At 36.3% G+C, this 24,985-nt stretch carries 25 protein-coding genes; 3 read left to right on the forward strand and 22 right to left on the reverse strand.

What is annotated here, in order from left to right; all coding sequences use genetic code 11:
* Positions 1–3: 3 nt before the first annotated feature.
* From AAG807_RS12265 to AAG807_RS12320, 12 genes are all read right to left on the reverse strand, one after another.
* Positions 4–1,263, reverse strand: coding sequence for a T9SS type A sorting domain-containing protein (locus AAG807_RS12265; protein WP_341904239.1), 1,260 nt, complete (start codon positions 1,261–1,263; stop codon positions 4–6).
* 176 nt (positions 1,264–1,439) lie between these two features.
* Positions 1,440–2,090: an MIP family channel protein gene (locus AAG807_RS12270; RefSeq protein WP_341904241.1), complete on the reverse strand. Its 651-nt coding sequence runs from the start codon at positions 2,088–2,090 to the stop codon at positions 1,440–1,442.
* A 64-nt stretch (positions 2,091–2,154) separates the two neighbouring features.
* On the reverse strand, positions 2,155–2,553 hold the full coding sequence (locus tag AAG807_RS12275; RefSeq protein ID WP_341904244.1) for a heme-binding protein: 399 nt from the start codon (positions 2,551–2,553) through the stop codon (positions 2,155–2,157).
* A gap of 100 nt (positions 2,554–2,653) precedes the next feature.
* A complete protein-coding gene (locus AAG807_RS12280; protein WP_341904247.1) occupies positions 2,654–3,502 on the reverse strand; it encodes an AraC family transcriptional regulator in 849 nt (282 codons plus the stop codon).
* A 252-nt stretch (positions 3,503–3,754) separates the two neighbouring features.
* Positions 3,755–4,261 carry a hypothetical protein gene (locus tag AAG807_RS12285; protein WP_341904249.1) on the reverse strand — a complete coding sequence of 169 codons (507 nt, stop codon included), beginning with the start codon at positions 4,259–4,261 and terminating at the stop codon, positions 3,755–3,757.
* 68 nt (positions 4,262–4,329) lie between these two features.
* Positions 4,330–5,796, reverse strand: coding sequence for a serine hydrolase domain-containing protein (locus AAG807_RS12290; RefSeq protein ID WP_341904252.1), 1,467 nt, complete (start codon positions 5,794–5,796; stop codon positions 4,330–4,332).
* Positions 5,784–6,719, reverse strand: a complete 936-nt coding sequence (locus AAG807_RS12295; protein ID WP_341904253.1) for a helix-turn-helix transcriptional regulator — start codon at positions 6,717–6,719, stop codon at positions 5,784–5,786. The genes AAG807_RS12290 and AAG807_RS12295 overlap by 13 nt, the downstream gene beginning before the upstream one ends.
* A 294-nt stretch (positions 6,720–7,013) precedes the next feature.
* Positions 7,014–8,150, reverse strand: a complete 1,137-nt coding sequence (locus AAG807_RS12300) for a hypothetical protein (RefSeq protein WP_341904256.1) — start codon at positions 8,148–8,150, stop codon at positions 7,014–7,016.
* A gap of 72 nt (positions 8,151–8,222) precedes the next feature.
* The gene (locus AAG807_RS12305) at positions 8,223–9,029 is read right to left on the reverse strand and encodes an AraC family transcriptional regulator (RefSeq protein ID WP_341904258.1); all 807 of its coding nucleotides are present in this window, start codon (positions 9,027–9,029) and stop codon (positions 8,223–8,225) included.
* A gap of 138 nt (positions 9,030–9,167) precedes the next feature.
* Complete coding sequence (locus AAG807_RS12310) at positions 9,168–9,422, reverse strand: muconolactone Delta-isomerase family protein (protein WP_341904261.1); 255 nt, start codon at positions 9,420–9,422, stop codon at positions 9,168–9,170.
* A 184-nt stretch (positions 9,423–9,606) separates the two neighbouring features.
* Positions 9,607–10,944: an erythromycin esterase family protein gene (locus tag AAG807_RS12315; RefSeq protein ID WP_341904265.1), complete on the reverse strand. Its 1,338-nt coding sequence runs from the start codon at positions 10,942–10,944 to the stop codon at positions 9,607–9,609.
* Positions 10,945–11,050: 106 nt separating this feature from the next.
* A complete protein-coding gene (locus AAG807_RS12320; RefSeq protein ID WP_341904268.1) occupies positions 11,051–11,350 on the reverse strand; it encodes a DUF1905 domain-containing protein in 300 nt (99 codons plus the stop codon).
* Positions 11,351–11,762: 412 nt separating this feature from the next.
* Here AAG807_RS12320 and AAG807_RS12325 point away from each other — a divergent pair, with 412 nt between their 5' ends.
* Positions 11,763–11,927, forward strand: coding sequence for a hypothetical protein (locus tag AAG807_RS12325; RefSeq protein ID WP_341904270.1), 165 nt, complete (start codon positions 11,763–11,765; stop codon positions 11,925–11,927).
* Positions 11,928–12,237: 310 nt separating this feature from the next.
* Here the strand turns inward: AAG807_RS12325 and AAG807_RS12330 are convergent, their stop codons facing one another.
* From AAG807_RS12330 to AAG807_RS12345, 4 genes are read right to left on the reverse strand one after another with little or no spacing between them, the layout of a single operon-like run.
* Entirely contained in the window at positions 12,238–13,770 is a 1,533-nt protein-coding gene (locus AAG807_RS12330) for a subtype B tannase (protein ID WP_341904272.1), read from the reverse strand.
* A gap of 2 nt (positions 13,771–13,772) precedes the next feature.
* Positions 13,773–14,063 (reverse strand): DUF3861 domain-containing protein, encoded by a 291-nt coding sequence (locus AAG807_RS12335; protein ID WP_341904274.1) that lies wholly within the window; start codon positions 14,061–14,063, stop codon positions 13,773–13,775.
* Between the two features lie 3 nt (positions 14,064–14,066).
* Positions 14,067–15,131 (reverse strand): L-dopachrome tautomerase-related protein, encoded by a 1,065-nt coding sequence (locus tag AAG807_RS12340; protein ID WP_341904277.1) that lies wholly within the window; start codon positions 15,129–15,131, stop codon positions 14,067–14,069.
* Between the two features lie 4 nt (positions 15,132–15,135).
* Positions 15,136–15,654 carry a hypothetical protein gene (locus tag AAG807_RS12345; protein WP_341904279.1) on the reverse strand — a complete coding sequence of 173 codons (519 nt, stop codon included), beginning with the start codon at positions 15,652–15,654 and terminating at the stop codon, positions 15,136–15,138.
* 84 nt (positions 15,655–15,738) lie between these two features.
* Between AAG807_RS12345 and AAG807_RS12350 the strand changes: the two genes are divergently transcribed.
* Positions 15,739–16,104 (forward strand): helix-turn-helix domain-containing protein, encoded by a 366-nt coding sequence (locus tag AAG807_RS12350; protein WP_341904281.1) that lies wholly within the window; start codon positions 15,739–15,741, stop codon positions 16,102–16,104.
* Between the two features lie 172 nt (positions 16,105–16,276).
* Here AAG807_RS12350 and AAG807_RS12355 read toward each other — a convergent pair whose 3' ends face one another.
* The 4 genes from AAG807_RS12355 to AAG807_RS12370 all read right to left on the reverse strand — a co-directional run bounded on the left by AAG807_RS12355 (position 16,277) and on the right by AAG807_RS12370 (position 22,013).
* Complete coding sequence (locus tag AAG807_RS12355) at positions 16,277–16,987, reverse strand: tetratricopeptide repeat protein (RefSeq protein WP_341904283.1); 711 nt, start codon at positions 16,985–16,987, stop codon at positions 16,277–16,279.
* A 342-nt stretch (positions 16,988–17,329) separates the two neighbouring features.
* Positions 17,330–17,890, reverse strand: a complete 561-nt coding sequence (locus AAG807_RS12360) for an AraC family transcriptional regulator (RefSeq protein WP_341904285.1) — start codon at positions 17,888–17,890, stop codon at positions 17,330–17,332.
* A gap of 190 nt (positions 17,891–18,080) precedes the next feature.
* Positions 18,081–19,877, reverse strand: coding sequence for a translational GTPase TypA (gene typA / locus AAG807_RS12365; protein ID WP_341904287.1), 1,797 nt, complete (start codon positions 19,875–19,877; stop codon positions 18,081–18,083).
* 102 nt (positions 19,878–19,979) lie between these two features.
* Positions 19,980–22,013, reverse strand: a complete 2,034-nt coding sequence (locus AAG807_RS12370) for a DEAD/DEAH box helicase (protein WP_341904289.1) — start codon at positions 22,011–22,013, stop codon at positions 19,980–19,982.
* A 215-nt stretch (positions 22,014–22,228) separates the two neighbouring features.
* Between AAG807_RS12370 and AAG807_RS12375 the strand changes: the two genes are divergently transcribed.
* Positions 22,229–22,783 (forward strand): hypothetical protein, encoded by a 555-nt coding sequence (locus AAG807_RS12375; protein ID WP_341904291.1) that lies wholly within the window; start codon positions 22,229–22,231, stop codon positions 22,781–22,783.
* Between the two features lie 86 nt (positions 22,784–22,869).
* Here AAG807_RS12375 and AAG807_RS12380 read toward each other — a convergent pair whose 3' ends face one another.
* Positions 22,870–23,724 carry a diphthine--ammonia ligase gene (locus AAG807_RS12380; RefSeq protein WP_341904293.1) on the reverse strand — a complete coding sequence of 285 codons (855 nt, stop codon included), beginning with the start codon at positions 23,722–23,724 and terminating at the stop codon, positions 22,870–22,872.
* Positions 23,725–23,897: 173 nt separating this feature from the next.
* Complete coding sequence (locus AAG807_RS12385) at positions 23,898–24,965, reverse strand: T9SS type A sorting domain-containing protein (RefSeq protein WP_341904295.1); 1,068 nt, start codon at positions 24,963–24,965, stop codon at positions 23,898–23,900.
* Between the last annotated feature and the right edge of the window lie 20 nt (positions 24,966–24,985).

The raw sequence follows: 24,985 nt of genomic DNA on the forward strand, positions 1-24,985 counted from the left end.
GAGTTATTCTTTTATCAATTTCCCCACACTTAAACTTTGGTCTATAAAACCGACTTTCACAAAATACAGTCCGCTTGGCAACTCACTGATTGAGATGTTTTTCGTATTCGTTGTTAATACAAGTTGTCCTTGTTGATTTAAAATGTCAATTTGAGAAATTGCTTTGTCCGTTTCAATGTAAAAGAGTGTTTTAGCTGGATTGGGGAACATTGAAAACCGCATATCTGCAACTATTTCGGAAGTTGAAAGAGCTTCATCGCAATGGTCTATTCTTGGATTCTCGGAAGAACTGCAAGGATATTGATAAGTACTTTGTGCGTTTGCAAATGTTGGAGTTTCGCTATGTACTAAATTGTGTAAACCGCCCGGCATCGTAATTTGATTGACACTTCCATTTCCCAAAGCAACATCTTTTCCTGCATTACTCCCGTTGAAAACGTAATCGCACATGGCGTCAAATAGTCTGTAATAGGCATAATAATCCAAAGCGTCAAAAGCTGAATTGTTTGGAACAACGTGATCAGCGGTATAAACATATCCACTAATGGTATCGGATTTTACACGCAGATAATCTTTTTCTGAGGCAGGAATGTTAATCGTATTAAAAATGTCGTTTGCCATACGTTGATCGTTTGTATCATCATTTTCATAAACGATGGTCAATAATTTTACGTCATTGGGAAATGATTGTAATTCTGTCTGAGAAATATTGTAGGAATACCATTGTGCCATTGCAAAAACGAAACGCCCGGATTGTCCCCAATTTAGTGTTGTGAAACAATGAAAAGCATTGGCAAAAGAAGCTCCGCCACCAAAAGAATGTCCGACAAAGCCAACTTTTGTCGTGTCAATAATACTGGGGTAATCACGTGCTGCTTTTGTGAAACCAGTTAACAGGTTGCTGTATCGGTCCTGAACAGTAACTCCTGTTGTTTGATACGGAACATAGACAACGGCGTAACCTTTTTTAGCAACAAAATTCAAGAAGCCTGAAATGTTATTCGGGTTGTTTCCACCAAAAGCGTGACTGTAAAATATGGTCGGAACAGGTGACGTTATTCCTGTAGGATAGTAAATTACAATATCGTGTCCCGAATAATTTGGATTATTGAAGGATTGTGTTGCTACGGTATAACTTCCGTCTGCACCATAACCGCTTGTCGGTTTTGATATTGGTCCCATGTAAGTTTGTCCGAACGAAGAAAGCGAATTAAACGCGACCAAAATTGTGATATAAACAACTGTTTTCATAAGATTATTCATTCTAAATCAGTTAGATTGTTAAATTCTTGATTGGTTTAATTTACCTGTTAAAGTTGCTAATAATAACTGAAGCTTTGAGTTGTTGGTTTTCGGGGCAGCAATTCATGCAGGAAGTAAATTTAGTTAAATGTCTAAAATCATCAAGTTCTACATCATCACCCGACGCACAAGCATTGTTACCTGACAGCATTTTTTCCTAAACTCATCAAATTCCATATTAACAATGCCGATATGCTTCCAACTAACGGGGCAGATAAATAAATCCATAAGTTTGAAATGTTCCCTGAGATTACTGCTGGAGCAAAGCTTCTTGCGGGATTAAATGAACCTCCGGAAATTGGTCCGGCAAATAGTATCAGGCCAGTTACAGTCAAACCGATAACTAATCCGGCAGCTACTTTTGTTTCTTTTTGAGTAACTCCTAAAATGGTTAACATCAAGACAAATGAAGAAACTAGTTCTACTACAAAAGTTTGAACAATAGAACCAGAAGGATTTGTTGCTCCCAATTCCAGATTATTTGGAAAAATAGAATGTAGCAATAAACTTGCAATAATAGCCCCGGAAAATTGCGCAATCATATAAAACAAAGCATCCTTTTTGTCTATTAACTTCCCAATCAATAAAGTCATTGTCACCGCCGGATTGATATGTGCACCGGAAATACTTCCAAGTGAATAAATTATCGCAACGATAACAATTCCAAAAGCAAAGGAGATCCCAATTAAGTCTAATGCGTTGTTATATTGTTCATTAACAATGACCGAACCTGTTCCGAAAAATACCAGAATAAACGTTCCTATGAATTCTGCGATATACTTTTTCATTTTTAAGAAATAGAAAATGGTCTGAAAGTACATTCCAGACCATTTAGTTAATACGATATAAAAATTATAATGCGTTAGCTCCTGCTTCAGCAACAGTATGGTCGTTTTCAACAGTACTACCTGAAACACCAATAGCACCAATAACTTCACCGGCACTATTTTTTACAGGAATTCCACCGGGAAAAGAAATTAATCCACCATTTGAATGTTCAATTCCAAACAATGAACCACCTGGTTGTGAAAGACTTCCAATTACTCCTGTTGGGAAATCAAAGAAACGAGCCGTTTTTGCTTTCTTTAAAGAAATATCTGCTGACCCTAACCAAGCGCCATCCATACGCACGAATGCCAATATGTTTGCACCTGCATCAACAACACAAATATTCATTTTTGTATCTAATTCTACTGCTTTTGCTTTTGCAGCAACTATCATTTTTTCTGCTTGTTCTAAGGTAATGTTCATTTGTTTTTTACTTTTTGAATTGAATAGCAAAAGTAGGTGGCATATTTCAATTGCAAAGTTCAAAAACTTATGAAAAAGGTTCAAATTAAATGATTTCTAATTATTTCACTCTTTTTGGACTGAAACCAAATTCATTTTTGAAAGCAACACAAAAATTTGAAAGGCTATTATAACCAAATTGCTTATGAATTTCGGATGGTTTTTTATGTTCATTTTCCATCAAATGTTTTGCTAATGCAAGTCTTTTTTGTTGCAACCACTTGCCGGGATTGGCATTATATTCTGATAGGAAATGTCGTTTAAATGTGGATAAACTCATATTGGCAAGAAAAGCTATTTCTATTAAACTCAAATTAGAGTTTATGTTGGCTTCTACAATATTTTTGAATGTAGTATTTTTCTCAGCAGATGCCAATGATTGCAAATAATGAATAAACGAAACGCCATATTTTTGAGACAAATAGAACAATATCTCCTCCAATTTAATTTCCAATAATACTTTAGTATCTGCTTTTATGTTTAAAATAGTTGAAATGGAGTTAACAAAAGAGTGGATAAAATCATCGTTTTCTATAACAAAAAAAGGAGTCTCTGAATTTGATTTTTTTTCCAGTTTCGAAACGTATTCAGCATGTTTTTTAAGGAAATGGACAACATTTTTATTGGTGAAAAACAATAATTTGCAAAAATAAATTTCATTGTTGTCTAACAATTCGGTCATTAAACAGTTTCCCGATTTGATTAAAACCGATTGCTTGTTATTTACTTCAACAAAGGCGTCTTCAAACTTCACTTTTTTTTCGCCCAATTGCAAAAAACTAAACATATTATGGGTCAAATTGACTTTGATATTTACAGCATCTTCTGTCATTTTGAAATCGTAAACAAATAACTCGGGGGATTGAATAGTTGAATCTAAAAAGCTTTCCGGAATGTTTTGTATTTGCATTGGATTGTTTCAATAATAGGTTGTTTGTCTTGTTTGCAGGGAACATTCAAGATGCTTTGCGAAGGTGTGGTAGAAAGACCATAAAATTCAAATTTAGTAAAAAAGCCAATAGAATCTATACGGAAGTTTCTGGATTTAGCCCTGTACAAAAACCTGAAGGTCCTGGCCGAAGATGGATTTTCACCACAAAACTGTTTTTGAACATACCGCTGCCTTTTGGGTGTATTGTCAAGTAGCGTTTTTCTGTTGTCGTCAACCAATTCCATTCACCATTAACTCATCATATTTCTTATTTGTTAGATTGATTTTCAGATTGAAATAACAAGCCCCTCCGTCTTCAACCATTATCATTTGCTTTTTCCAGTTTCGGCCCCGTGTCCTACAAAAACAATTCACCCATACTTCTCTCTCACCTTTGTCATTGACTACTGCTATGTATTGTCTTTTTTGGGTTTTTAAATCGAGTAAATAATTATTTACCAGCCTTTTTTCCTTATATATGAGTTCCTGTCCTTTGTTATAATTATCAACACATTGCATCAATAAACTATCAATTGTTTCAAAGTCTGCAGCTGATAAATTTCCCTGTTTGCATCCTTTGAAAATCCATGTCTGTGTAGTGTCAAATGGTAATATAGCAATCACAGAAGTATCAACAGGTATTAAGTTTGTTTTTCCGGTTTGGTCATTATTCGGTATTGTTTGCCCACATGATGCTAAACAACAGACTAATATCAATAGTGTTACTAATTTTCTCATAAACATCTGTCTTTTCAAAGTATTATATATCCGTTTTTCGCTTAGATAGAGAAGTCGGATTTAAGTTTTCAGTTGAGTATAAAGGCACATATTTCGTCTACTAAAAACGCAAAGTTGTCATAATCATTATTTGATAATATTATGATACTTTCATTTCTATCTGAAAACCGAAGTATCATCGTTGAATAGCCTGGCCATCCCCCTGTATGGTAGGCAATGTTTTCTATCGTTTGTCCTTTAATTAAGAATACACCAAAACCATAATTTATCTCTTTCCCATCATTTAGTTTATGCTTAGTATTCGCTAAATCCATTGAATTTTGACTTACTAAAGAATTATTTCTGATGGCTTCATTCCAAATTTTAAGATCAATAATACTTGAACTAACTCCATCATCACCTGTTATTCCGTCCATATAAGTAACATAATTGTATGCTTCCAAACTATCCGGAAGTATGTATCTACCCATATCCTTTGAAAAGACGTAACCTAATGCATAGTTTTCCAATTTTTCTATTTGCTTTCTTCTGTGGTAAACGAAAGTTTGGTTCATCTTTAGTGGTTTGAAAATATTATTTACTAAAAACTCATTGTAGGTTTTACCTGATATTTTTTCAATTATTAATGAAAGTATTACGTAGCCTGTATTACTATATATAAAGTATTCATTAGGAGAAAATTGTATTCTAGGTTTCTTTTCTTTTAATAGTGAATAAACATCATTATTAGTAGCAATTTTTGTTTTATCCCAATACTTATCAAGAAGTAAAAAGTAATCAGGTAATCCGGAAGTATGAGTTAAAAGATTCCTAATTGTAATATTATCGTATGGAAAATCAGGAAGATATAATTTAATATTGTCATCATAATTTAGTTTACCTTGTTCTTGTAATTGCATGATTGCAATTGCAGTGAACTGTTTAGTGCAAGAAGCCAGGAGAAACTTCGAACTATCATTTAGAGTAATTTGTTTATCAAAATTTGAATAGCCAATACAATTTTTATAAATAATATCATCCCCACTGGTTACCATTATACAACCGTTAAAATTATTTGAGGGATTATTTATATATCTAGCAACTATAGAATCTATCCTTTTATTTTTATCTGTATTTAACAAAAATGGTTCTTCAGTTGACACACGCTTTCTGTAAACGAAAGTAGGATAGCCAAATCCCATTCCTTCTACCTTACCCTTTTCATTAAAATTAAAAGTGAGAAAGGTTCTATTATTAGGATAAGCATTGAATTTTAACTCTGCCGTTCCATTATAAATGGAGCTAAAAATGGTAGTGTCAATTGTTGCAGCGCCATATCTTTTGAAATAAGGTTCAAAATCTTTGCGAAGCATATTATTCGAAATGATTAATTTACCTATTATACCCCATGGTTTTTGCATCAATTTGTAGTCTTGTTTATTGAAGGCGTCTACTATCGTTTCAATTGAATGTTTTTGTTCATTGTAATCTGATGATTGTGCAAGTGAGTATGAGGATATCAAGACCACAAGCATTAAAAAGGTTATTTTTTCCATTTTCCTAAATTAGATTGCTCAAAAATATTACCTTCCCATCTACCAGAATTGTAAAAATCGAAAGCCAACTTATTATTATTAAAATATTGGCTAGGAGTCATCCCTAATGAATCCCGAAAGTCATTTATAAAATGGGATTGATCAAAATACCCATTTTTATAGCATAGTTCTGTCAATGAAGCAAATGAATTAATATCTGATTTTAAAATGTTATTTATCCTTAAAATCGTGACAACTTCTTTAGGAGATCTTCCTATACCATCCCTAAATATATTTCGTACACTTGTTGATGATAGATTTAATTTTTCACTCAATTCAGAAACGTTTGTTATACCATCATCATAAATATATTTCATCGCCGTCAATAATCTTTTATCTGTTTTTAGAGGGTTGAGTTGTTTTAAAAGAAACTTCTCAATAACTACTAAGGTTTCATATTCAGATTTTGCAGAGCACAACTGTTCGTAAAATTCATCTGTATGAGTGAAAATATCAGTTGCATTCATGTTTTTCGTCTGAATTATATCACTCATGCTGTTCTTTATAAGCAGTTGCAAAAAATAAGGTTTGAAGCCAATTGCAATTTCAGTATAGTTCGCACTTATTCTAAAAACATCTGGTGTTTTTATTAGTCCATAAATAAATACTTTAGGTGTTTTTTCCCAATTATTCCCTACTAAAACTTCTGATTTGCCACTCATAATAATTGAAATACCTACTATTCCATTTGGTGCAGTGCTATATTCGACACCTTGTTTTGTGGTTTGTAACCGGTAAATATCATAAACAAATTCGTTTAAAAATTTATGCTCAGAAAATGATAGGAGTTTATATATCATTCGAATTTTATTCTTTGTTTGGTATCTGTTTGGTCTAAATTGGTTATAGCGGTCAACACGCAGACGTAAGTCCCACTTTTTCAATTTTTTATTATTCCGAAGATAGAACTTTTTCTATTTAAATGATCTTTGTTTCGAAGCAAGATTTAAGCTTACACTTGAGGCGTTGTTATGGTGTTTATACGCTTCAACTTGGTCAGACTTGATTGCTGTAAAACAATATTAACAGAAGAACCAAACCGAATTTATTGAAGGTTATAAAGCAAGTAGTCCCAACTCTATAGCTGGGACTACACAAGATAGTTCGAAGGTCTAACTTCTTTAAGAATACTAAAAATACTTTTTTTGTCTATTGCTTGCTTTTTAAAACAGTACCTTTTATTTTAGAATTTCCGGTGATACTAAGACATAGTCATACTTTTCAATCATTTTGTATGTGTCTGAAGTGAGTGAATTATCATATCTCATTCGAAGTCTCAAACTTCTTATGTCTACTAATACCCACTTATCTTTGTCATATAATTTTGAAAATACTTTGGGGTTTTGATTGTTTTTTTCTTCTAAATCATCGGTTATTACACCTTCCTCTTCCGTGTATCTAACCATAATGTAAACATTTGAAAAATTCGTTTTATTTCTCTGTGCCAGCTCGTAAACTGCATTCCCAATATCGTATAAATTAGTTTCCAAATTCATGCCTCTAGCCAAATGATTCGAACCCATTTTGAAAAAGACTTTTTCATTTTTAGTTTTTAAACCATCATAGTAATTATAAAAATTTGTTTTCATCAAGTCGGCTCGCCTTTGATTATCGCTGTAATAATAAATGTCTTTTGATATTTTGATATCGTCTAATACTCTCTTTAAATTCGGTTGTTTTATTCCTTTTTTTAAACTGTCTAATAGTTTAGCTTCCGGATTCCACCAACTAGCTTGCAGGCTGTCATAAACTGCTTTGAATCGTTCCCTGGTATTTTTAGGTTGCGCTTGGTATACTTTATCAAGGCAGTAAGGAAAAGCTGTTTGAAATTCCTGATCAATACCCCAAATGGTATATCCAAACTGATTAGCTGTTGTTAGCATACCAATATCTTCTTTCGTTTGAAAAAAAGGAAAGGTTGTAAAATTTGGTCGCTCATTGGCAATCCGAGAAATGGTATCCAATGGATTTTTAGACTTTGCAATACGCATAAGTTCAGCTGCCGCAAATGGACTTATTTCTGCACACCAGGTTTTATAACCATATTTTGAAGCACTTTCTAAGGCATAATTTGTCAATTGCGATAGTAATGGTGAATTATGATATTCGCCCCAAGCAACAAATTGATTGTTTGCGAAAAGATTTTCCAGAATATCCCAGCCCTTTCCGTCCGGCTTTTGTCCATTAAAGGTGAAATAGTTTGTGTTTTCAAGAATACATTTAGTCAGTTTTTCTTCGTCTGTGGCTTTCTTTTTTTCTTGTCCAAATGCAAGGTTGAAAATTAAGAGCGCAATCATGAATAAACCTTTTTTCATTTTTCTTTGTTTTAGGATTGTATTTCAAATTTAGCTCCATTGTTCGGGGCAAAATTGTAAAAATGGAACCTGTCAGATGTAAAGCCAAATATTTTCTTTTTCAATATCCACTTTTGTAAAAAAAGCGGTGGGCTTAATTTGAGTTAATTCTTTAAAGTTTTTAATGAAATGTGATTGGTCGTAATATGAATTTTCGTAAGCCAATTCCGTCAGGTTTTTAACTTTCATGTTTTTTTTCAATGTACTTCTGAATTGGTGTATTTTTTTATACTCGGAGAGCGTTTTGCCCATGTTTTCTTTAAACAGTTTGCTGATATGTTGTCTCGAAAAACTGTATTTCTCAGCAATTTCCTCGATTTTCAAACCTGCTTCAACATCATCTAATATATTCTGAATGAATGAAACATCTTTCTCCCTGAATTTTGAAATCCAGTAATTTTCAAATAATTCAATTTGTTTTTGCCGATCCGGTATAGAAAACAGGTGATGCATCACTTCTTCGAAATCACTAAATGGAGTGAAATTACCATTCCGGTTTTCCTGAATAAAACCTATATCCGGGTGCATAAATTTCTGAATTCCCAACGGTTTGAAGTATACCGTAATTTCATTTGTAGCAGCTTGATAAACTACTTCGATCGATTTAGTATATCGAATCACTAAATCTGCGGTGATTTTTTTGTCATCTGTTTTGCTGACAACGATCTTGTTTGCCTGAAATTCAGTTTTAGCATTCTGATGAATCGAAAGAATCGTGTAATTATTGGGGAAAGTCCAATAATGCAATAATTCGGAATCCTGACTCTCAGAAATGAAATAATATCCTTGAATGTATTCTTGCAGAACTGGGTCAAGTGGTTTGTAAAAATCTAATTTCATTTTGTAAGTAAGGTGCTAAAATTGCCACCACCGATTTTCGGACTGTGCGTTGGTGGACTTCGGAACACCCAATTTCAATTTATTACTAAAGTTGATTCGAAGCACCCTGCTTCATTTAACCAGTAAACCGCCAATTTCTTACGGTCTTAATGCCGTCATTTCAATTTTCATATAAGGATAGTATGGCAGCGTTGAAAGTCTTTTATCTGCATCCGATTTATCATTAGCCAATAACACCAAATAAATTCCAGCGGTATCCGCTTTTATATAAGAAGCCAAAAGAATTCCATCTTCTTCCCATTCTTTGATTATTTCTTGCTCTCTTGGCAATAATTTCATTCGTGTTTCATTGTCTAATCCTTCCAAAAGGATATCTATCATAAATTTATTCATTCTGGTTATCGTTTTGTTACTTACTCTATTCGGTTTTCAGCTTCCCCCGTTTTTTATTGTGTCAAAGATAATTTTATTGCAGTCAATTTCATGATATTTGTCTGCCGGGCATTACCAATAACGAGACGGCTGTTAGCGGTATAAATACACTCATTCGTTTTGGTTCTTCGAAATTACAAGTTTTTTACTTTTTAATATAAATAGGTCGCGCTCTGCTCGTTTTTTCAACATAAATCAAACCATCAAACTGTTTTTTCGCGTTAATTGATCCTGAGCTTAATTTGTAATTAACAAATATGGAACCTATGTCATAGGTTTTTAAAATGGTTGAAAAAACAGGATTCTCTGAATGGGAAATATCTGTAAAATAGATAGGATAATTGGTTTCACACAGGGCATTCGTGAAAGTGTTTTTATGGCTAACCGGCACATGACACTCTTTCAAGCCTTGATATAGTTTCTTTCTGGCAAAAATGTATTTAAATATTGCACTACCAATCGACTTTGGACCCTGAATAGCCTGGAAACTACCTTGATTGAACACCAATCCAATGGCATAATAAGCATCCCCCCTATTTTTCTTCAAATGTTCACCCATATACAAACCGTTCCCAACATAATTGTCTGCCCGAGCAAAATTAATATGCCCGTTATGCGCCCAAATAAACATTTTTTTATTTTCAAGCTTTTGTATTCTTAAGACATTATAAGCCATGCAACTATCTCTGTATCGAGATGCATTATTTACAGATAAACTGTTTATTGCTTGTCCTAAATTTTCGATACATAGCTGAAGGTCTTGAAATTGGTTCTTTGATTGCGTTGTTTCAATGTTATTTTTATTGAAAAGCACCCAATCTGCAAGTAGTTGGTGTGTTTGCCGTAATGTGTCCTCAAACGTATTTTTCTTGTTTTGGAGCAATTGGTAAATCTTCAATTCCGTTTTTCCAAGTATCGGAAAACTTATAGCCTTAATCTTGTCGTAGTGTTCTGAGTAGTGTTTTTTCACATAATCATTTAAATACAGGACCGGAGAATAAAAGTTTTGCATATCAAAACCGTAAAAAGATATTTTTTCCAACTGTTCTGCTTGAGCATTATAATCTTTTATCCACAAAATCAGGTCACGAACTTCTTCTGTTTGCCAAGTCCAGAAATCTAAGTAAACCATCACGCTATCAATATTCCCCTCACCGGACTTCACAAAATCATTGATATAACAACATCCTCCATAGGTCGCTTCAATACCAAATACTCTGTAATTACAATTGTTTACCAGCCATTGAAATACTCCATTCTTAATTTCAAAAAACTCACGGCTACCATGTGTAGCTTCCCCCATCCCAATAATTGATTTGGAAGAAAACAACTCTTTAAGCGGGAGCAATTGTTCGGCTAAATCTTGTTTGTTAATAATTAATGGGTATACCGTTGTTTCTTGCGACCCTATTTTGATATTTACTTGAGAAAATAAATAAACAGAACAAAAAAATGACACTAATAAACTGAAGTAAATTTTCATAAGCTCTGCTTTTTATAATACTAAGACAGTCGAGTCAGCCCTTTTGTTACAAAAGCAGATTAGTCATGACGGCTGTTAGCGGTTGTTGTTTCTTTTCAGTAATGTACTAAATCCAAATAACCACATCTATTTGTTTTGGTGCTTCAATATGCTCTTTTTTTCTTATTTCCGCTTTTAATGGCAACAAATAAGTTTCATTTTTTTTATCAAACCAGATTGCGGTTTTCCATTCACTAACACCAATTTTGGCTACCGCTTTCAATCTTCCCCAACCTTCTTCTTCAGATTTTAATAAACTTCTAATTTCTTTCGACATTTCTTTTGGAAGCGAAACAAAATACCAACCTCCAGGCGAAGAATGTTGCCATGTTTTTTCTGAAAATTCATATTTTATTTTCCCACTCATTTTTTTGCAGTTTCGAGTACAATAACCGCTAGTGTTTGCGGATTGGCGTAGGGGCAATATTTATAACTAAATCTTAGTTCCGAAGATAGAACTTTTTCTTTCAATTTTATCTTTGTTTCGAAGCAAAATTTGTGGGCTGACGCTTGATCAGCTGTATCAAGTGTTGTTGAAATATTATTCCCTCAATCACGTTCTACCTTCATTATTGTAATACCCCAATGAATAAGAAAGAAATCGTATTCAAGTTGACGTTTTGGCTTAGCATTCTGCTTTACATTATTTCACTGTGTTTCTCTGGATATTCCACCCCAAATTCAAACGAGGATAATCCTGGTTATCTTTTAGTCCTATTTGGTTGGTCAGAAGTATTTGCCGAAGGAGCGGGTTATGTCTGGTTGGCAAATCCATTATTATGGTATTCCTGGATAACAATGAGGAATACATCCAGGTCTTTGCTGTTTGGCTCCTTGTCGATGGTTTTAGCTTCGACTTTTATGTTTTCAAACAAGATTATGCCAATAGGGACATGCGGTTCTTGGTTGGAGCCTATGGATTGTTCACCTGTATTTATCATTAGCAAAAATAGCGGGTACTATTTGTGGTTGTTCAGCTCAATTGGTTTAACAGCCGGAAATCTTTATCGAATGAAATTTCATCGTGCAGGGAAATAGAAGTTGTCCTAATTATCTGATATTAATCTGGGTAATAGTTTATCAACTGAATGTTTGGTGATACAGCATGGTATATAACGGTTTCGGGCTTTGCGTTCGGGCGGGTTTCGAAGCACAAACCTTCAAACTATTACTAAAGTTTCTTATGAACACAAAACTCCAAGTTTACAAGTCTGCCCGCCTGATGAAAAACTCTTATTGGTGGCAATTTTTATTCTATTTGCAAAGACCATCCACCCAATGAAAAAGCTCTTTCAAATCATAGTCCCCACTGTGGGTGGTTTCCCACGGAAGTTCAAGGTTGACGTTGTAGCCTTTGTTTTCTAACAATGTGCCAAGCATTATTGAAATCGCTAAGCCAGTATCTTTGTCTTTTTCGCCGTGTCGGATACGCCAGTTTTGAGAAGTTGTTGTTTTTGGTTGTCCCACGTAATACATTGGGTTCATCATTTTCATGATGTTGGTATCTGCTTTATTGACATTCACAGTAGAATTTTTCAAAGAAAAATCGGTGAAGTGTTGTTTGTCGATGGTTTTCGTTCCAAAAAGCATATTCTCAGGTGTTGAAACATCTAATGCATCAAACGCAGGTGGCGTTTTTTGTCTGCCTAAATAATTCAGATAAGCATCAAAATCAATGGCTTCCACTTTATTATTTACGATGGTTAAGAATTTAAAATCTTTCAAATCTTTTCCATTATCCAAAGCTTTTTGTGCCGATGCAATTACGTAGGTTTTCACCAACTCTTTGAAACTACCGTTTCCTGCTTCGTCTAATGCTAAAATGTTTCCGTTTTTATCCTTCAATTGCAACGAATTTACATAGACTGGAAATGCTTTTTTCAATTGTTCTGAAACATTTATCTGTTCCTGACTTAACGTTTGTGCCTGACTGTTTCCACCACCAAAAGGCCCACCTTTTTTGTAACTATTGATGCCGTAAAACTGCCATTCATAAGCCATATCGGCATGATCCAGGTTGGTAATCGGGCAATACGCCGAAACTGCAAAAACATCATCTGTGGCTTTTGCAGCACCAATTTCCTTTAGGTAAGGTTCGTAATCTTTGTTGTTGCCCGTTGCTCCTAACAAAGCCGACATTGCTCCACCAGCACTCGTTCCGTTAGAAATAATTTTTTTGGCATCGCCCGGCATTCTTTTGTCGTTGAATTTCAAATAACGAATACCTGCCTTTAAATCTACCAAACCAGCCGGTGCTTTTCCGGTGTAAATACCGTTTGCATCTTTTGTGGTTCTCCCTCTTGCTCCAGCAGAAGCCACTACGTAACCATTCGCTAATGCAGCTACAACAGTAGAAACTTGTGGTGCTTGGTTGGTTTGAGGTTTTGCAACAGGTTGAGGTGTGTTATTGGCAGGAACTTCACCGTTTAATGGTGGCATCATTCCCATTTTGTCGGGTTCTGTGGTGCCTGGTTTAGCTGGCATATAACCGCCCACTTTGTTGGGATAGAAAATAGGTGCTGTTTTCGCAGTGTAACCATTCATGCTTTTTCCTTGAAAATATGCTTCAGGAATGTAAATGTTGATTTTTTGATAGGTTGTATCCACTGGATTGCTCACGTAAACGATGTTTTCATAAGCTCTCACTTCAAAAGATTTCCCCTCAAAAGTCAAGGTTTTAGTTTGATACTTTTTGCTATCGAATGTTAATGGATAGCTTTTCTGCTGTGCTTGCAATGCGTTGGAAATCAAAAAAATGAGCAACCCAACGCTGAATATTTTGTTCATAACTAGACTTTTTTTAGCTTTTGCATAAAGGCACCAATGGCAGGTTTTAAATCTTCAAAAAGAGGATTTTCTTTATTTCTCAAAACCACTTCGGTAAAGAGTTTTAAACCCAAAGCAAACTCGGTGGCTTGTTGTGTATCAGGGAAAATATTTTTCGATTTTGCCGTTTCAATAATTTGAAATAGATCGTCGTGATTTTCTATTTCAATCGTCAATTTTTTGCCCGTTTGACTGCCGTCTTTCAATTCAACTTCTTCTAATTGAATTTTGTATTTATTATTTCTTTTTTCCATTATCTAATTAATTTTGGTTCTTATTATTTTATAGACTCCTTTTCTTTCGTTGCCAAAACGTGCCTCTTCATCTATGCGAGAGAGACTGATGTACAACCAACCGTCTTTGGTGATGTGATAACTGTCTGGCCAAGCCAATGCTTCATTGTTTGAAAGAACAATTTCTGTCTTCAAATCGGGGGTTAAACGGATGATCTTTCGTTGTTCTAAATCGCCCAAATACAAATTGCCTTTTTGGTCAAAAGCCATTCCGTCTGTAGTGATATAGGTACCCAAAAATTCCACTTGTGACAATAGTTGCGTTTCGCTCAAAGTTTGGTCTTTTAAGGCTTTCGTTGGTACACGATACAGTTTGTTATCCGTTAAAGATTTAAAATACAACTGCGTTCCATCAGGATGTAGAGCAATGCCATCAGAATGCACGATGAACGGTTTTCCGTTGCTCAACAAATCCTTTCCGTTGCGTTGCATCATGTAATTAGGATCAGCTTTTGTCACTTCCGTTCCTAACAACACTTGTCGCACATTTCCTGATTTCAAATCCAAGATGATGATGCCACCTTCGCCCGAATTGGTAAGATATGCCAACTGTTTTTTGGTGTCAATTCTAATGTCGTTGGCATAACTTTTCACACTCAAGGTTGGATAAAGTGGATAGACTTTTTCTACCTCGTTTTTGCGAAGATTAATCTTCACCAATTTTTGTCCTTTGTTGTCACCTTCTGCATTTTTGGCGTAGCCCGCATCTACTACCCACATCACATCTTTATCGTCTATCACCACCGCTTGCACACCTAGAAAATGTGTGTTTTTATCGCCACCTTTTGCCACGTCCCAAGTGTTCCATTCGGCATTGGGGAAAGGTTTTACTTCGTTGTTTTTGTCCACTTCCACCAAGGCATAGCGATACGGTTCGTGCCAACGAGGATAATTGGTAAAAATTCTTCCAGATTTAGAAACCGCAACACCTGTTAATTGATAGGTATTGTCTTCAAAAACGGTTTCAAACAACTGAGCGTTTGCAAAATTTGCAAACGCCAGTAGTATAATGATAATATAATTTTTCACGAGCTTAGATTTTATTTTTTGCCGCTTCTACCAAACCTTCTAACCAATCTTGATGTCCGTTAATCATAGGATTTGGTTTTTGTTTTGCTAAGTTTTGTGCTGGTTTTCCAATTTGACTTTCTTGTGTTAAAATACGAACTCTTCCGCCCGATAAATCTTCAATCAACCAAGCGTGAATTACATCCAAACGTGTTTCTTCATTGCCTTCTGCCCAACCATGCCAAGCCAATCTTGCAGCTTCACCTACTGCTGGAGGAACACATTCCGTTACTTGTGCCTCGATAGGAAAACCGAAAGTTTTAAAACGGAAACGTACACCATCATACAATTCTTTATCCTCTGGATTAAGAAATTCGATGTCCGATGAATTGGCATAATACGTTGGCCAAGCAAAAGGATTTACTAAATAGTTCCAAACCTCTTCGGTGGTTAAACCCGCTACGATGACTTCGTTAGAACAATAATTATCGGTTGTACCTGGAGTATATTTTTCTGGCCAGATGATTGCATTTTGTTTTATCATTTTTCACTATAATTTTTATAGTTGCAAACTTATTGATAGTTTATTAGCTTTGCAATAACTATCAATACAGATAGCTTGTTTATTATGGCAAAAAACATAGAGATTAATGGTAAAACGTATCCTTGTACTGTAAGTTTAGCGATGGATTTGATTGGTGGAAAATGGAAGTCGGTTATTTTATTTCACTTGAAAAATGGCGAAAAACGTTATACAGAATTACGCAAAGAGATTACAACCATTACCGAAATGACATTGAGTTTACAACTAAAACAGCTTGAAGCAGATGGGTTAATCTCAAGAACAGTATATGGTGACAAACCACCCGTAAAAGTAGTCTATCGATTAACTGATTTTGGTGAAACTGTTGTTCCCGTTTTGGAAGCCATTAATGATTGGGGTACTTTAATTTTGGAAAAACCAGTAGATAAGGCTGATAAAGTATTTGTTTAAATTATTGTTGTCGTTTTTTTATGTTGCAAGGTTTTACGCAAAATTGCTACCAACGGTTTTCGGCTTGGCGATGTGGCGGTTTTCAACACCAAAGTTCAATAGAATTACTGCTATTGAACCTTGCATAAATGTTACATAGAAGCACTTCAGCCGCCATATTGCCAAACCGATGTTAGCGGCTGGTGTTTTGGTTAATCATTTTTTTTCGTCCAATTATTATTAAAAGTTCTTGTGCAGAACGATGGTCTCCGTCTTTATCTGCAAGTTCTAAATATTGTCTTGCTTTGTCAATTGATTGTTCAACGATTTCGCCTTCAAGATAGATTTTTCCAATTAAATAGTTTGCTTCATCAACTTCATACTCTGAGTTGTTTCCAAGTTCTATTTTCTTGAATATTTCCAATGCTTTTATTTTGTCTTTCGTTGTTCCGATACCATAATAATAACATAAACCGATTGAAAGTTCTGGAAAAAATTCACTTGAAGCATTTGCTTTTTGGTAAAGTTCAAAAGCCTTTTCAAAATTTTCTTTATTTCGATATTCAATTCCCAGACTGTGTGTTGCAGTTGTCGAGCCTACATTTATCGCTTGTTCATATAACTTCATTGCCAATTCTATATTTTTTTCGCAGTATAAATATTCTCCATCGCTCAAATAGTCGGCATATTTTTCTATTCCGTCTAAATTTCCGTTTTCATACGATTTTTTCGTCCATTCAAATGCTAACTGCGGTTTGATTTCTACAATTTCAATGTCGTTAATTGTCAATCCGTTTTCATACCAAAAAGCGACTTCATTCATTGCGTTAGTATTTCCACTCTCTGCATTTTTAAGAAGAGAATTCCAATCGTCAATGTTTTTTATTTCAAAATTTTCAGTCATCTGTTTATTGTCTTTTTGGTGTCTCGTGGTACACTTGCCGCTAACTTATTTACACCTCCCATAAAATGAGGCAAAAACACTCTGTGAGTGTTGTATACATCCCATAAAAAGATCTTTTTGTGTTTCTCAAATATATTGATTTCCAGAACTCGTCAAACGGACTTTTGATAGTTTGTAAGCTTTTAGTACTTACATGTGTCCATTCCAGCGCTAAAACCCGATAGGCTTGGTAAGCTCTCAACCGACAATTCAGCACACAAAAAAAGCGAACCATCCGGACACTTGTGCTGAAACTTCAGGGCAGGTGCAAGACAAATCGCTTTTAATCGGTGTTTTCAGTGATTATATATTCTGAATCGTTATTCTTCTTTTTTCTTTCAATGCTTTGAAATGCGATGGAGTCAGCCCTGTTGCTTTTTTAAACTGTGTAGATAAGTGTGCCGCGCTGCTATAATGTAGTTTATGTGCAATTTCCGAAAAGGTGTCTTCTCCAAAGATGATTAACTCCTTTACGCGTTCAATTTTTAATGCAATAAGAAATTGTTCGATAGTAGAGGCTTCAACTTCCGAAAAGAGATTGGACAAGTGTTTGTAACTCAGTTTTAATTCTTCACTTAACAAAACGGAGAACTTGATGTTCGATCTTTCGTCTGAATTGTAGACATAATCGACCAATATTTTTCTGATTTTCTCAATGATCACCCCTTGCTTTTTTTCGAGCAACTCTAATCCTGCTTTATTGATTATGCGATTCAGTTTCCTCTTTTCATCATCAGAAACATCTTCTTTCGTCTCTATTTCACCCAAATCCACTTTAATTGGTGCGATACCGAGTTCATTCAAAGCTTCCTGAACAACAATTTTGCAGCTTTCACAAGCCATATTCTTAACGTAGATCTTCATTTTTTCAATTGGGTACTAGTTAACCATATTCATATCCCCATTTTATGAATAAATTCTGTTCAAACTGTTTCTTAATCTGTAGAAAACAAAAAAGCGATCCTCCGAAGATAAATCGCTTTTTCAAATTCAAAATGCTGAATGCAAAATTCAAAAACTAAATTGTTCTGAATTTTGCATTTTGAATTCATAATTATTTTCCTGAACGTTTACGCTCGCCTTCTTTCAACAAGATTTTGCGGATACGTAAGTTTTCAGGTGTTACTTCAACATATTCATCTCCCTGGATGTACTCCAAACACTCTTCCAAGCTGAAGATTTTTGCCGGTGCCAAACGAACTTTCTCGTCAGCTCCTGATGAACGCATGTTAGACATTTTCTTTGTCTTAGTAACGTTCACACACAAATCTCCTGCACGTGAGTTTTCACCGATTACTTGTCCTTCGTAGATATTTTCGTTCGGGTTAATGAAGAATTTACCACGATCTTGCAAGTTATTCAATGAGAATGGAATGGATGTTCCTTGCTCCAATGAAATCATAGATCCATTTTGGCGACCAGGAATATCTCCTTTGTATGGTTGGTATTCCAAGAAACGGTGAGTCATGATCGCTTCACCGGCAGTTTGTGTCAACAAGTAGTTACGCAAACCGATAATTCCACGTGATGGAATTTGGAATTGAATGATCATACGAGCTCCTTTCGGTTCCATATTGGTCATTTCTCCTTTACGTTTTGTAACTGCTTCAACAGCTGTTCCTGAAAATTCTTCCGGTAAATCGATTGTCAATTCTTCAATTGGCTCACATTTCTTACCGTCGATCTCTTTCAGGATCACTTGTGGCTGACCCACTTGTAATTCGTATCCTTCACGACGCATTGTTTCGATCAATACCGATAAATGCAATACACCACGACCAGCAACGATCCATTTGTCTGCTTTATCCGTATCGGAAACACGCATTGCCAGGTTTTTCTCCAACTCTTTTTGCAAACGCTCCTGGATATGACGAGAAGTTACTTTCTTCCCTTCTTTTCCGAAGAACGGTGAATCATTGATAGAGAACAACATGTTCATGGTAGGCTCATCAATTTTGATTGATGCCAATGGCTCCGGATTGTCGATATCACAAATAACATCACCAATTTCGAATCCTTCGATTCCAGTAACCGCACAAATATCTCCAGCAACAACAGAATCTACCTTGCGACGCTCAGTACCGTCAAAAACGAACAATTCTTTCACGCGGTGTTTTTCTTGTCCACCATCGCGTTTTGCCAAAACAATCGGTTGATTTTCTTTCAATTCCCCACGGTGTAAACGACCGATTGCGATACGTCCAACGTAAGTAGAGAAATCCAAAGAAGTGATCAACATTTGTGTATTTCCTTCTTCGATAGGACGAGGTGGGAAATAATCCAAAATTTGATCCAATAGATCTGTAATATCTGTTTTCGGTTGTTTCCAGTCTGTTGACATCCAACCGTTTTTAGCGGAACCATAAATAGTCGGGAACTCCAATTGCTCTTCGTTTGCGTCCAATTCGAACATCAAATCGAATACTTTCTCATGAACTTCATCCGGAGTACAGTTGTCTTTGTCCACCTTGTTGATTACCAACAATGGTTTGATTCCCATCGACAATGCTTTTCCTAATACGAAACGTGTTTGTGGCATCGGACCTTCAAAAGCATCCACCAACAAACAAACTCCATCAGCCATGTTCAATACGCGCTCTACCTCTCCTCCAAAGTCGGCGTGACCAGGAGTGTCGATAATGTTAATCTTTGTTCCTTTGTAAGAAACGGAAACGTTTTTAGACACGATCGTGATTCCACGCTCACGCTCTAAATCGTTACTGTCCATAATCAAATCCCCGGTTGGGCGATCACGTTCATTCAATACATTTCCTGCCTCAATCATTTTGTCAACCAATGTGGTCTTACCGTGGTCAACGTGTGCAATAATTGCGATGTTTCTAATTTCCATATTATTAATTATGAATGTAGAATGAAGAATGAAGAGAGGATACACTTAAATGAAAACCCTCTCTCTGCATTCTTAATTCTTAATTCGACATTGATTTATTAATTATTTACTGTAGCTGTTTGAACTGAACTTGCGTCCTCCGCCACCAGATGAGCGACGGTCTGAACCACCTTCTCTTCTGCTTGATGAACCAGTACCTCCAGATGGAGTACCGTAGGATTTATTTCCTGAAAATCCACCTCTGCGTTCACGATCTCCTCCGCTGCTTCTGCGATCAGAACCACCTTCAGTTGAAGATGACTTCCCGTAGCTTGAGCTTCCACCTCGGAAACCTCCGCCACCTCCTGAAGAGCGACGTTCTCCACTTCCGGCTGAACGATCACGATCACCGAATGAACGACGTTCTCCGCCTCCACTGCTTCTGCGATCAGAACCTTCTTTCTTCTGAGTGATTTCAACACTTACACTGTGTCCTTCGTAATCAGCACCATTCACTTTTGAAAGAATTGCTCCTTCATCTGTTTTGTCTGCTTCAAAGAACGAGAAGTTCGGCATCACGTCGATACGACCGATAGAACCACTGTTCAATCCTGTTGAATCACAGATCACACGCAATAAACCACCCGGGTTCAATCCGTCACGTTTTCCAAGACTAACAAAGAAACGAGTTCTGTTTGCATTATCAACGCCACGATCTGCTCTTGGAGCGCGTTCGCTTCTTTCACCTCTATCACTTCTTTCGAAACGATCTTTGCGATCAAAACGATCACTTCCACTTCTTTCCTTGCGATCTTCACGATCACCTCTTCCGGCGCTTACGTTCAAATCTCCTGCACGATCGTAGTATTCAATAAAACGATTGAATTCAGCAGAAATGAATTTTTTGATCACTTCTTCTTTTGACAACTCTTCGAAATCCGCCATAATTGCAGGCAAGAAAGGAGCGATGTCATTTTCTTTTACTTCAATTTCTTTCACTTTAGAAATCAATTTGTTCAATTGAATTCCACAGATCTCTGAAGCTTCAGGAATCAAAGCAGCTGTAAACGTCGTACGAATCTGACGTTCGATTGCTTTAATTTTAAAGTTTTCACGTGTATTGATCAACACCAATGATTTACCTTGTTTTCCAGCGCGAGCTGTACGACCTGAACGGTGCGTATAGTTCTCGATATCATCCGGTAAGTTGTAGTTGATCACGTGAGTGATATTGTCAACGTCAATTCCACGAGCAGCAACGTCTGTTGCAACTAACAATTGGATTGAACGCTCACGGAAACGGTCCATCACACGGTCACGCATTGCTTGAGATAAATCTCCGTGCAACGGTTCAGCGCTGTATCCTTCTTTTGCCAATTTCTCAGCAACGGTAGCCGTTTCATTACGTGTACGACAGAAAACCAATCCGAAGATATCCGGACTAGCGTCAATTAATCTTTTTAATGCATCATAACGATCACGCTCTTTTACTGTATAGTAAATGTGCTCGATGTTTTCGTTACTTTGATTTTTGTGGCCCATGGCAACTTCCAAAGGATCTGTCATGTAGTTCTTAGCAATTGCCGAAACTTCTTTTGGCATTGTAGCTGAAAACAACCATACATTCTTTGTATCCGGAGTAGCTTCCAAAATTGCATCGATGTCTTCCTTGAAGCCCATATTCAGCATTTCATCTGCTTCGTCAAGCACTACTGTTTCAACTGTTTTCAAGTTGATTGCTTTACGATTGATCAAATCAACCAAACGCCCTGGGGTTGCTACAACGATTGTTGCACCACGCTTGATGTCCGTCATTTGCTTACGAATATCGGTACCACCGTATACGGCAACTACTTTTATTTGCTTGTCAAATTTGGCGAACGCCTCTAAGTCTTTGGAGATTTGTAAACACAATTCACGCGTTGGAGCGATGACTAAACCTTGTGTTTCAGTTGGTCGGTCTGTAACTTTGTGGATAAGCGGTAAACCAAATGCCGCTGTTTTCCCTGTCCCTGTTTGTGCGAGTCCGACAAAATCGCTTTCATCATTTAATAAGTGCGGAATGGCACTTTGTTGGATCGGAGTTGGTTCTGCAAAACCCATTGCTTCTATCGACTGCAGAACCTCAACTCGTAACCCGAGTTCTTTAAAGGTCATAAAATAAATCTAAAATTGGCTGCAAAGATACCACCTTTTTTCGGAAGTTTGTTAATAAAGTTGCAAGGAATTGTTAATTAAATGTATAACCAGAAAAAAAACGGCTTGTTACTTTTGGGGAATTGTGAATTACAACTACCGAAAACTTAAAGAAGAATCAAGTGATTTAATAATCATAGGAAGCCTCTCTATTCAGTAATTTATAATTTTATCAAATGAAAAAAATTAATTTTATTCTCAGCCTAATAACGCTTCTTTCCATTTCTATCATTTCCTGCTCTCAAGGTGAAAAATACGATTGTGAAAACGTCTTGAAGGAAAGACTCTATAGTTCACACATGAGTAAAGGGCTTCATAAAGACTCTCTTAAAAGGGATCAAGAAATATTAATGGAGTGTGGGAATCTTGATTCCGTTGATGCAAAATTATTCTCGGGTCCCTTCATGTACCTCATTCTCGTGGATCTGCACAATAAGGAACGGAAGGCAGGCAAAATCACCTATAAAAGAGGCCTGGAGATCATCTCCGAGTTCAAAAAAGAATGGAAAGACGAATATAAACTTTCATATACGGCTACATCAGCTCAGATGGAGCTGGAAAACATCAAAGTCAACCTGGCTGATTTTGAAAGAATTCGGCCAAAATTAATTGATTTGGGTATGGAAAAGGATATTGAACCTTTTAAAACTTTTCTTGAAAAGAATAGAAAGAATTGGACTTATGGAGAAGCTATGAAGGCTTTTTTTGAAGCACAAAAGCAAAATAACTAGAAAGTAGAAATCTTAGAATTCCCTAAACTTTACACATTAGATGAATTACTTTCAGATGGTAAAAAAGCAACTAAGAATTGCCTAGTTTACTTTTCATTTAACTTCTCATCAATTGCTGCCTTCAAACAATTCGGGCACAAACAATCGGTGATGTTTTCCATGGGCATGATCATCGGGAGCTCTGCACACCAACAACCTTGCGTGTAACAAGAAAAAGAAATCCCGCATTGAACACACACCTTCTGCTTTTCAAGACTTGGAACTTTATACTTGTCATCTAACGAAAGATTCATTTCAGCCAAATGGAATAGCTCTTCGTGCTGAATGATCTTGAATCCATTCATTAAGATCGGTGAACGATAAGCCGGTCCGTTCAAGACCATCGTGTGATATTCTCCCTGTTCTCCGCAGAGATCCAACCCATTTTCGATTCCAAGTGCTTTGAATTCTTCAATCAGTTTTGAATCCATCTTTCTCCCAACAAATGTCCGATCCAGCCAAGGTGATTTCACCATGGTTACAAGTACTTCAAAATCGAATTCCTGCAATTGTTTGATGACTTCTGTCCGTTCCATGTCCCAAAGCGGAAGAAAAGTCTTGATTCCAACAGCTTGTGCACGATCACTGATCCAGTTTGAATTTCCGTGTACTTCCGAAATATCTCCGGAAACAGCAAGGGTGACATCCAGCTGATCTTTCAGTTTCTGCAATTGCAGCTCGTAGTTCTCTGCAAATGGTTCCTGAATCTCCAATAAAAGATGGGGGATCCCCAGTGATTTGGATTGCAGCTCCATCCATTCCCGTGAATGAGCCCTGAATTCCGTTGATTTGGAATGAAAGGTTATTAACGCAACAATCTCGTACCCTTCCTCTTTTGCCAATTGCAAAGCCAGGTTACAATCTTTTCCTCCCGACCAAAGAACAATGGCTTTCTCTTTCATTGAAACGAAATTAGAAAAATCTAATCAATGTCACTGGTGATACTTTAATCGAAAGAAATCTTCCATATTATCAAACCTTATGATTTGAAAGGTTGTACCGCAGCGAAAAGAAGAAAGCAGAGAAGAAATCAATTTCCTTTTTGCCTTTGCGGTTAAAATCATTGAAGCTTTACTTATCGAATAACCAATTTCGAACGATTCACCAATTGATCTCCTGATTGAACTTCCACCAAGTAAATTCCTGCCGACTGACCTAAGTCAAGTTCCGAGTTATAATAGGAAGTCTTACCAGATTTTGAAACAGCCACCAAATCCTGTTGAAAAACCACCTGCCCTAATTCGTTTCTAAGAATCAATGTGGAAGTTTCAGAATTATCTGAAAATGTGAAATGAACCTTGCTATCGGATGTCGGATTCGGATACATATTGAAATCTGATTCATTCGCCGGAATGTATTTCAGCGCCAATTCATTTCTGGTTCCATCCAAGTCGGTTTGACTCAATTTATAATAAGTGGATTGAGACGCATTTTTTGCATCCAAGAAAGTATATGTCTTTGCTTCTGTGGAAGTGCCTGCGCCTTTCACTTTTGTCAATTCATTCCAGTTTTCCCCATCCGAACTGGTTTCGATTGTGAAATAGTCATTTCTTTGCTCCGATTCCACTGCCCAAGTCAATAAGTTACCGCTGTCTTTTTTCTCTCCGTCGAAGAATAAAAAATCAACTGGAAGATTGGTTGGCGGCGCTGTAGAAACAGCACAATTAATTACTTGATACGGAATTCCGGGACCTTGAATAATCAAATCAATGGAAGTACAATTCATGGTTGCAATCGTTGCATTGGTGCAGTTTACATAAGGTGCATTGTAGCCATAAGCAGTTCCGTTATGTGGAATAGCAGGATTTGTCGTAGTGGTAGCATTTCCCGTACCCCCGTTTAAAGGCAGAGAATAAGCTCCGTTTATTTGTCCATTCACACAATAGATTAAAGCCTGAAGCGTATACTGAGCGCTTGCATTTGGTCCTGTAATTGAAATATTGTAATCAAAATTTACATTGTAATTGTAGCCCCAAGGACAATTCGTAGAACTGACAACAATATTCTTTGGTGTGATTCCAACATTTACAGTATATCCTGTAGAAGATACAACCGTACATTGAGCATTGACTTTATTTAAGGAAAAAACAGTAGAAACCGTGGCTATTAAGCTTAGCAGAGCTAATCTTATTCTCTTACGCATTGAAGTAAAGTTTAAAATAC

This window comes from Fluviicola taffensis DSM 16823 (assembly GCF_943372375.1).
Lineage (GTDB): Bacteria > Bacteroidota > Bacteroidia > Flavobacteriales_D > Crocinitomicaceae > Fluviicola > Fluviicola taffensis_A.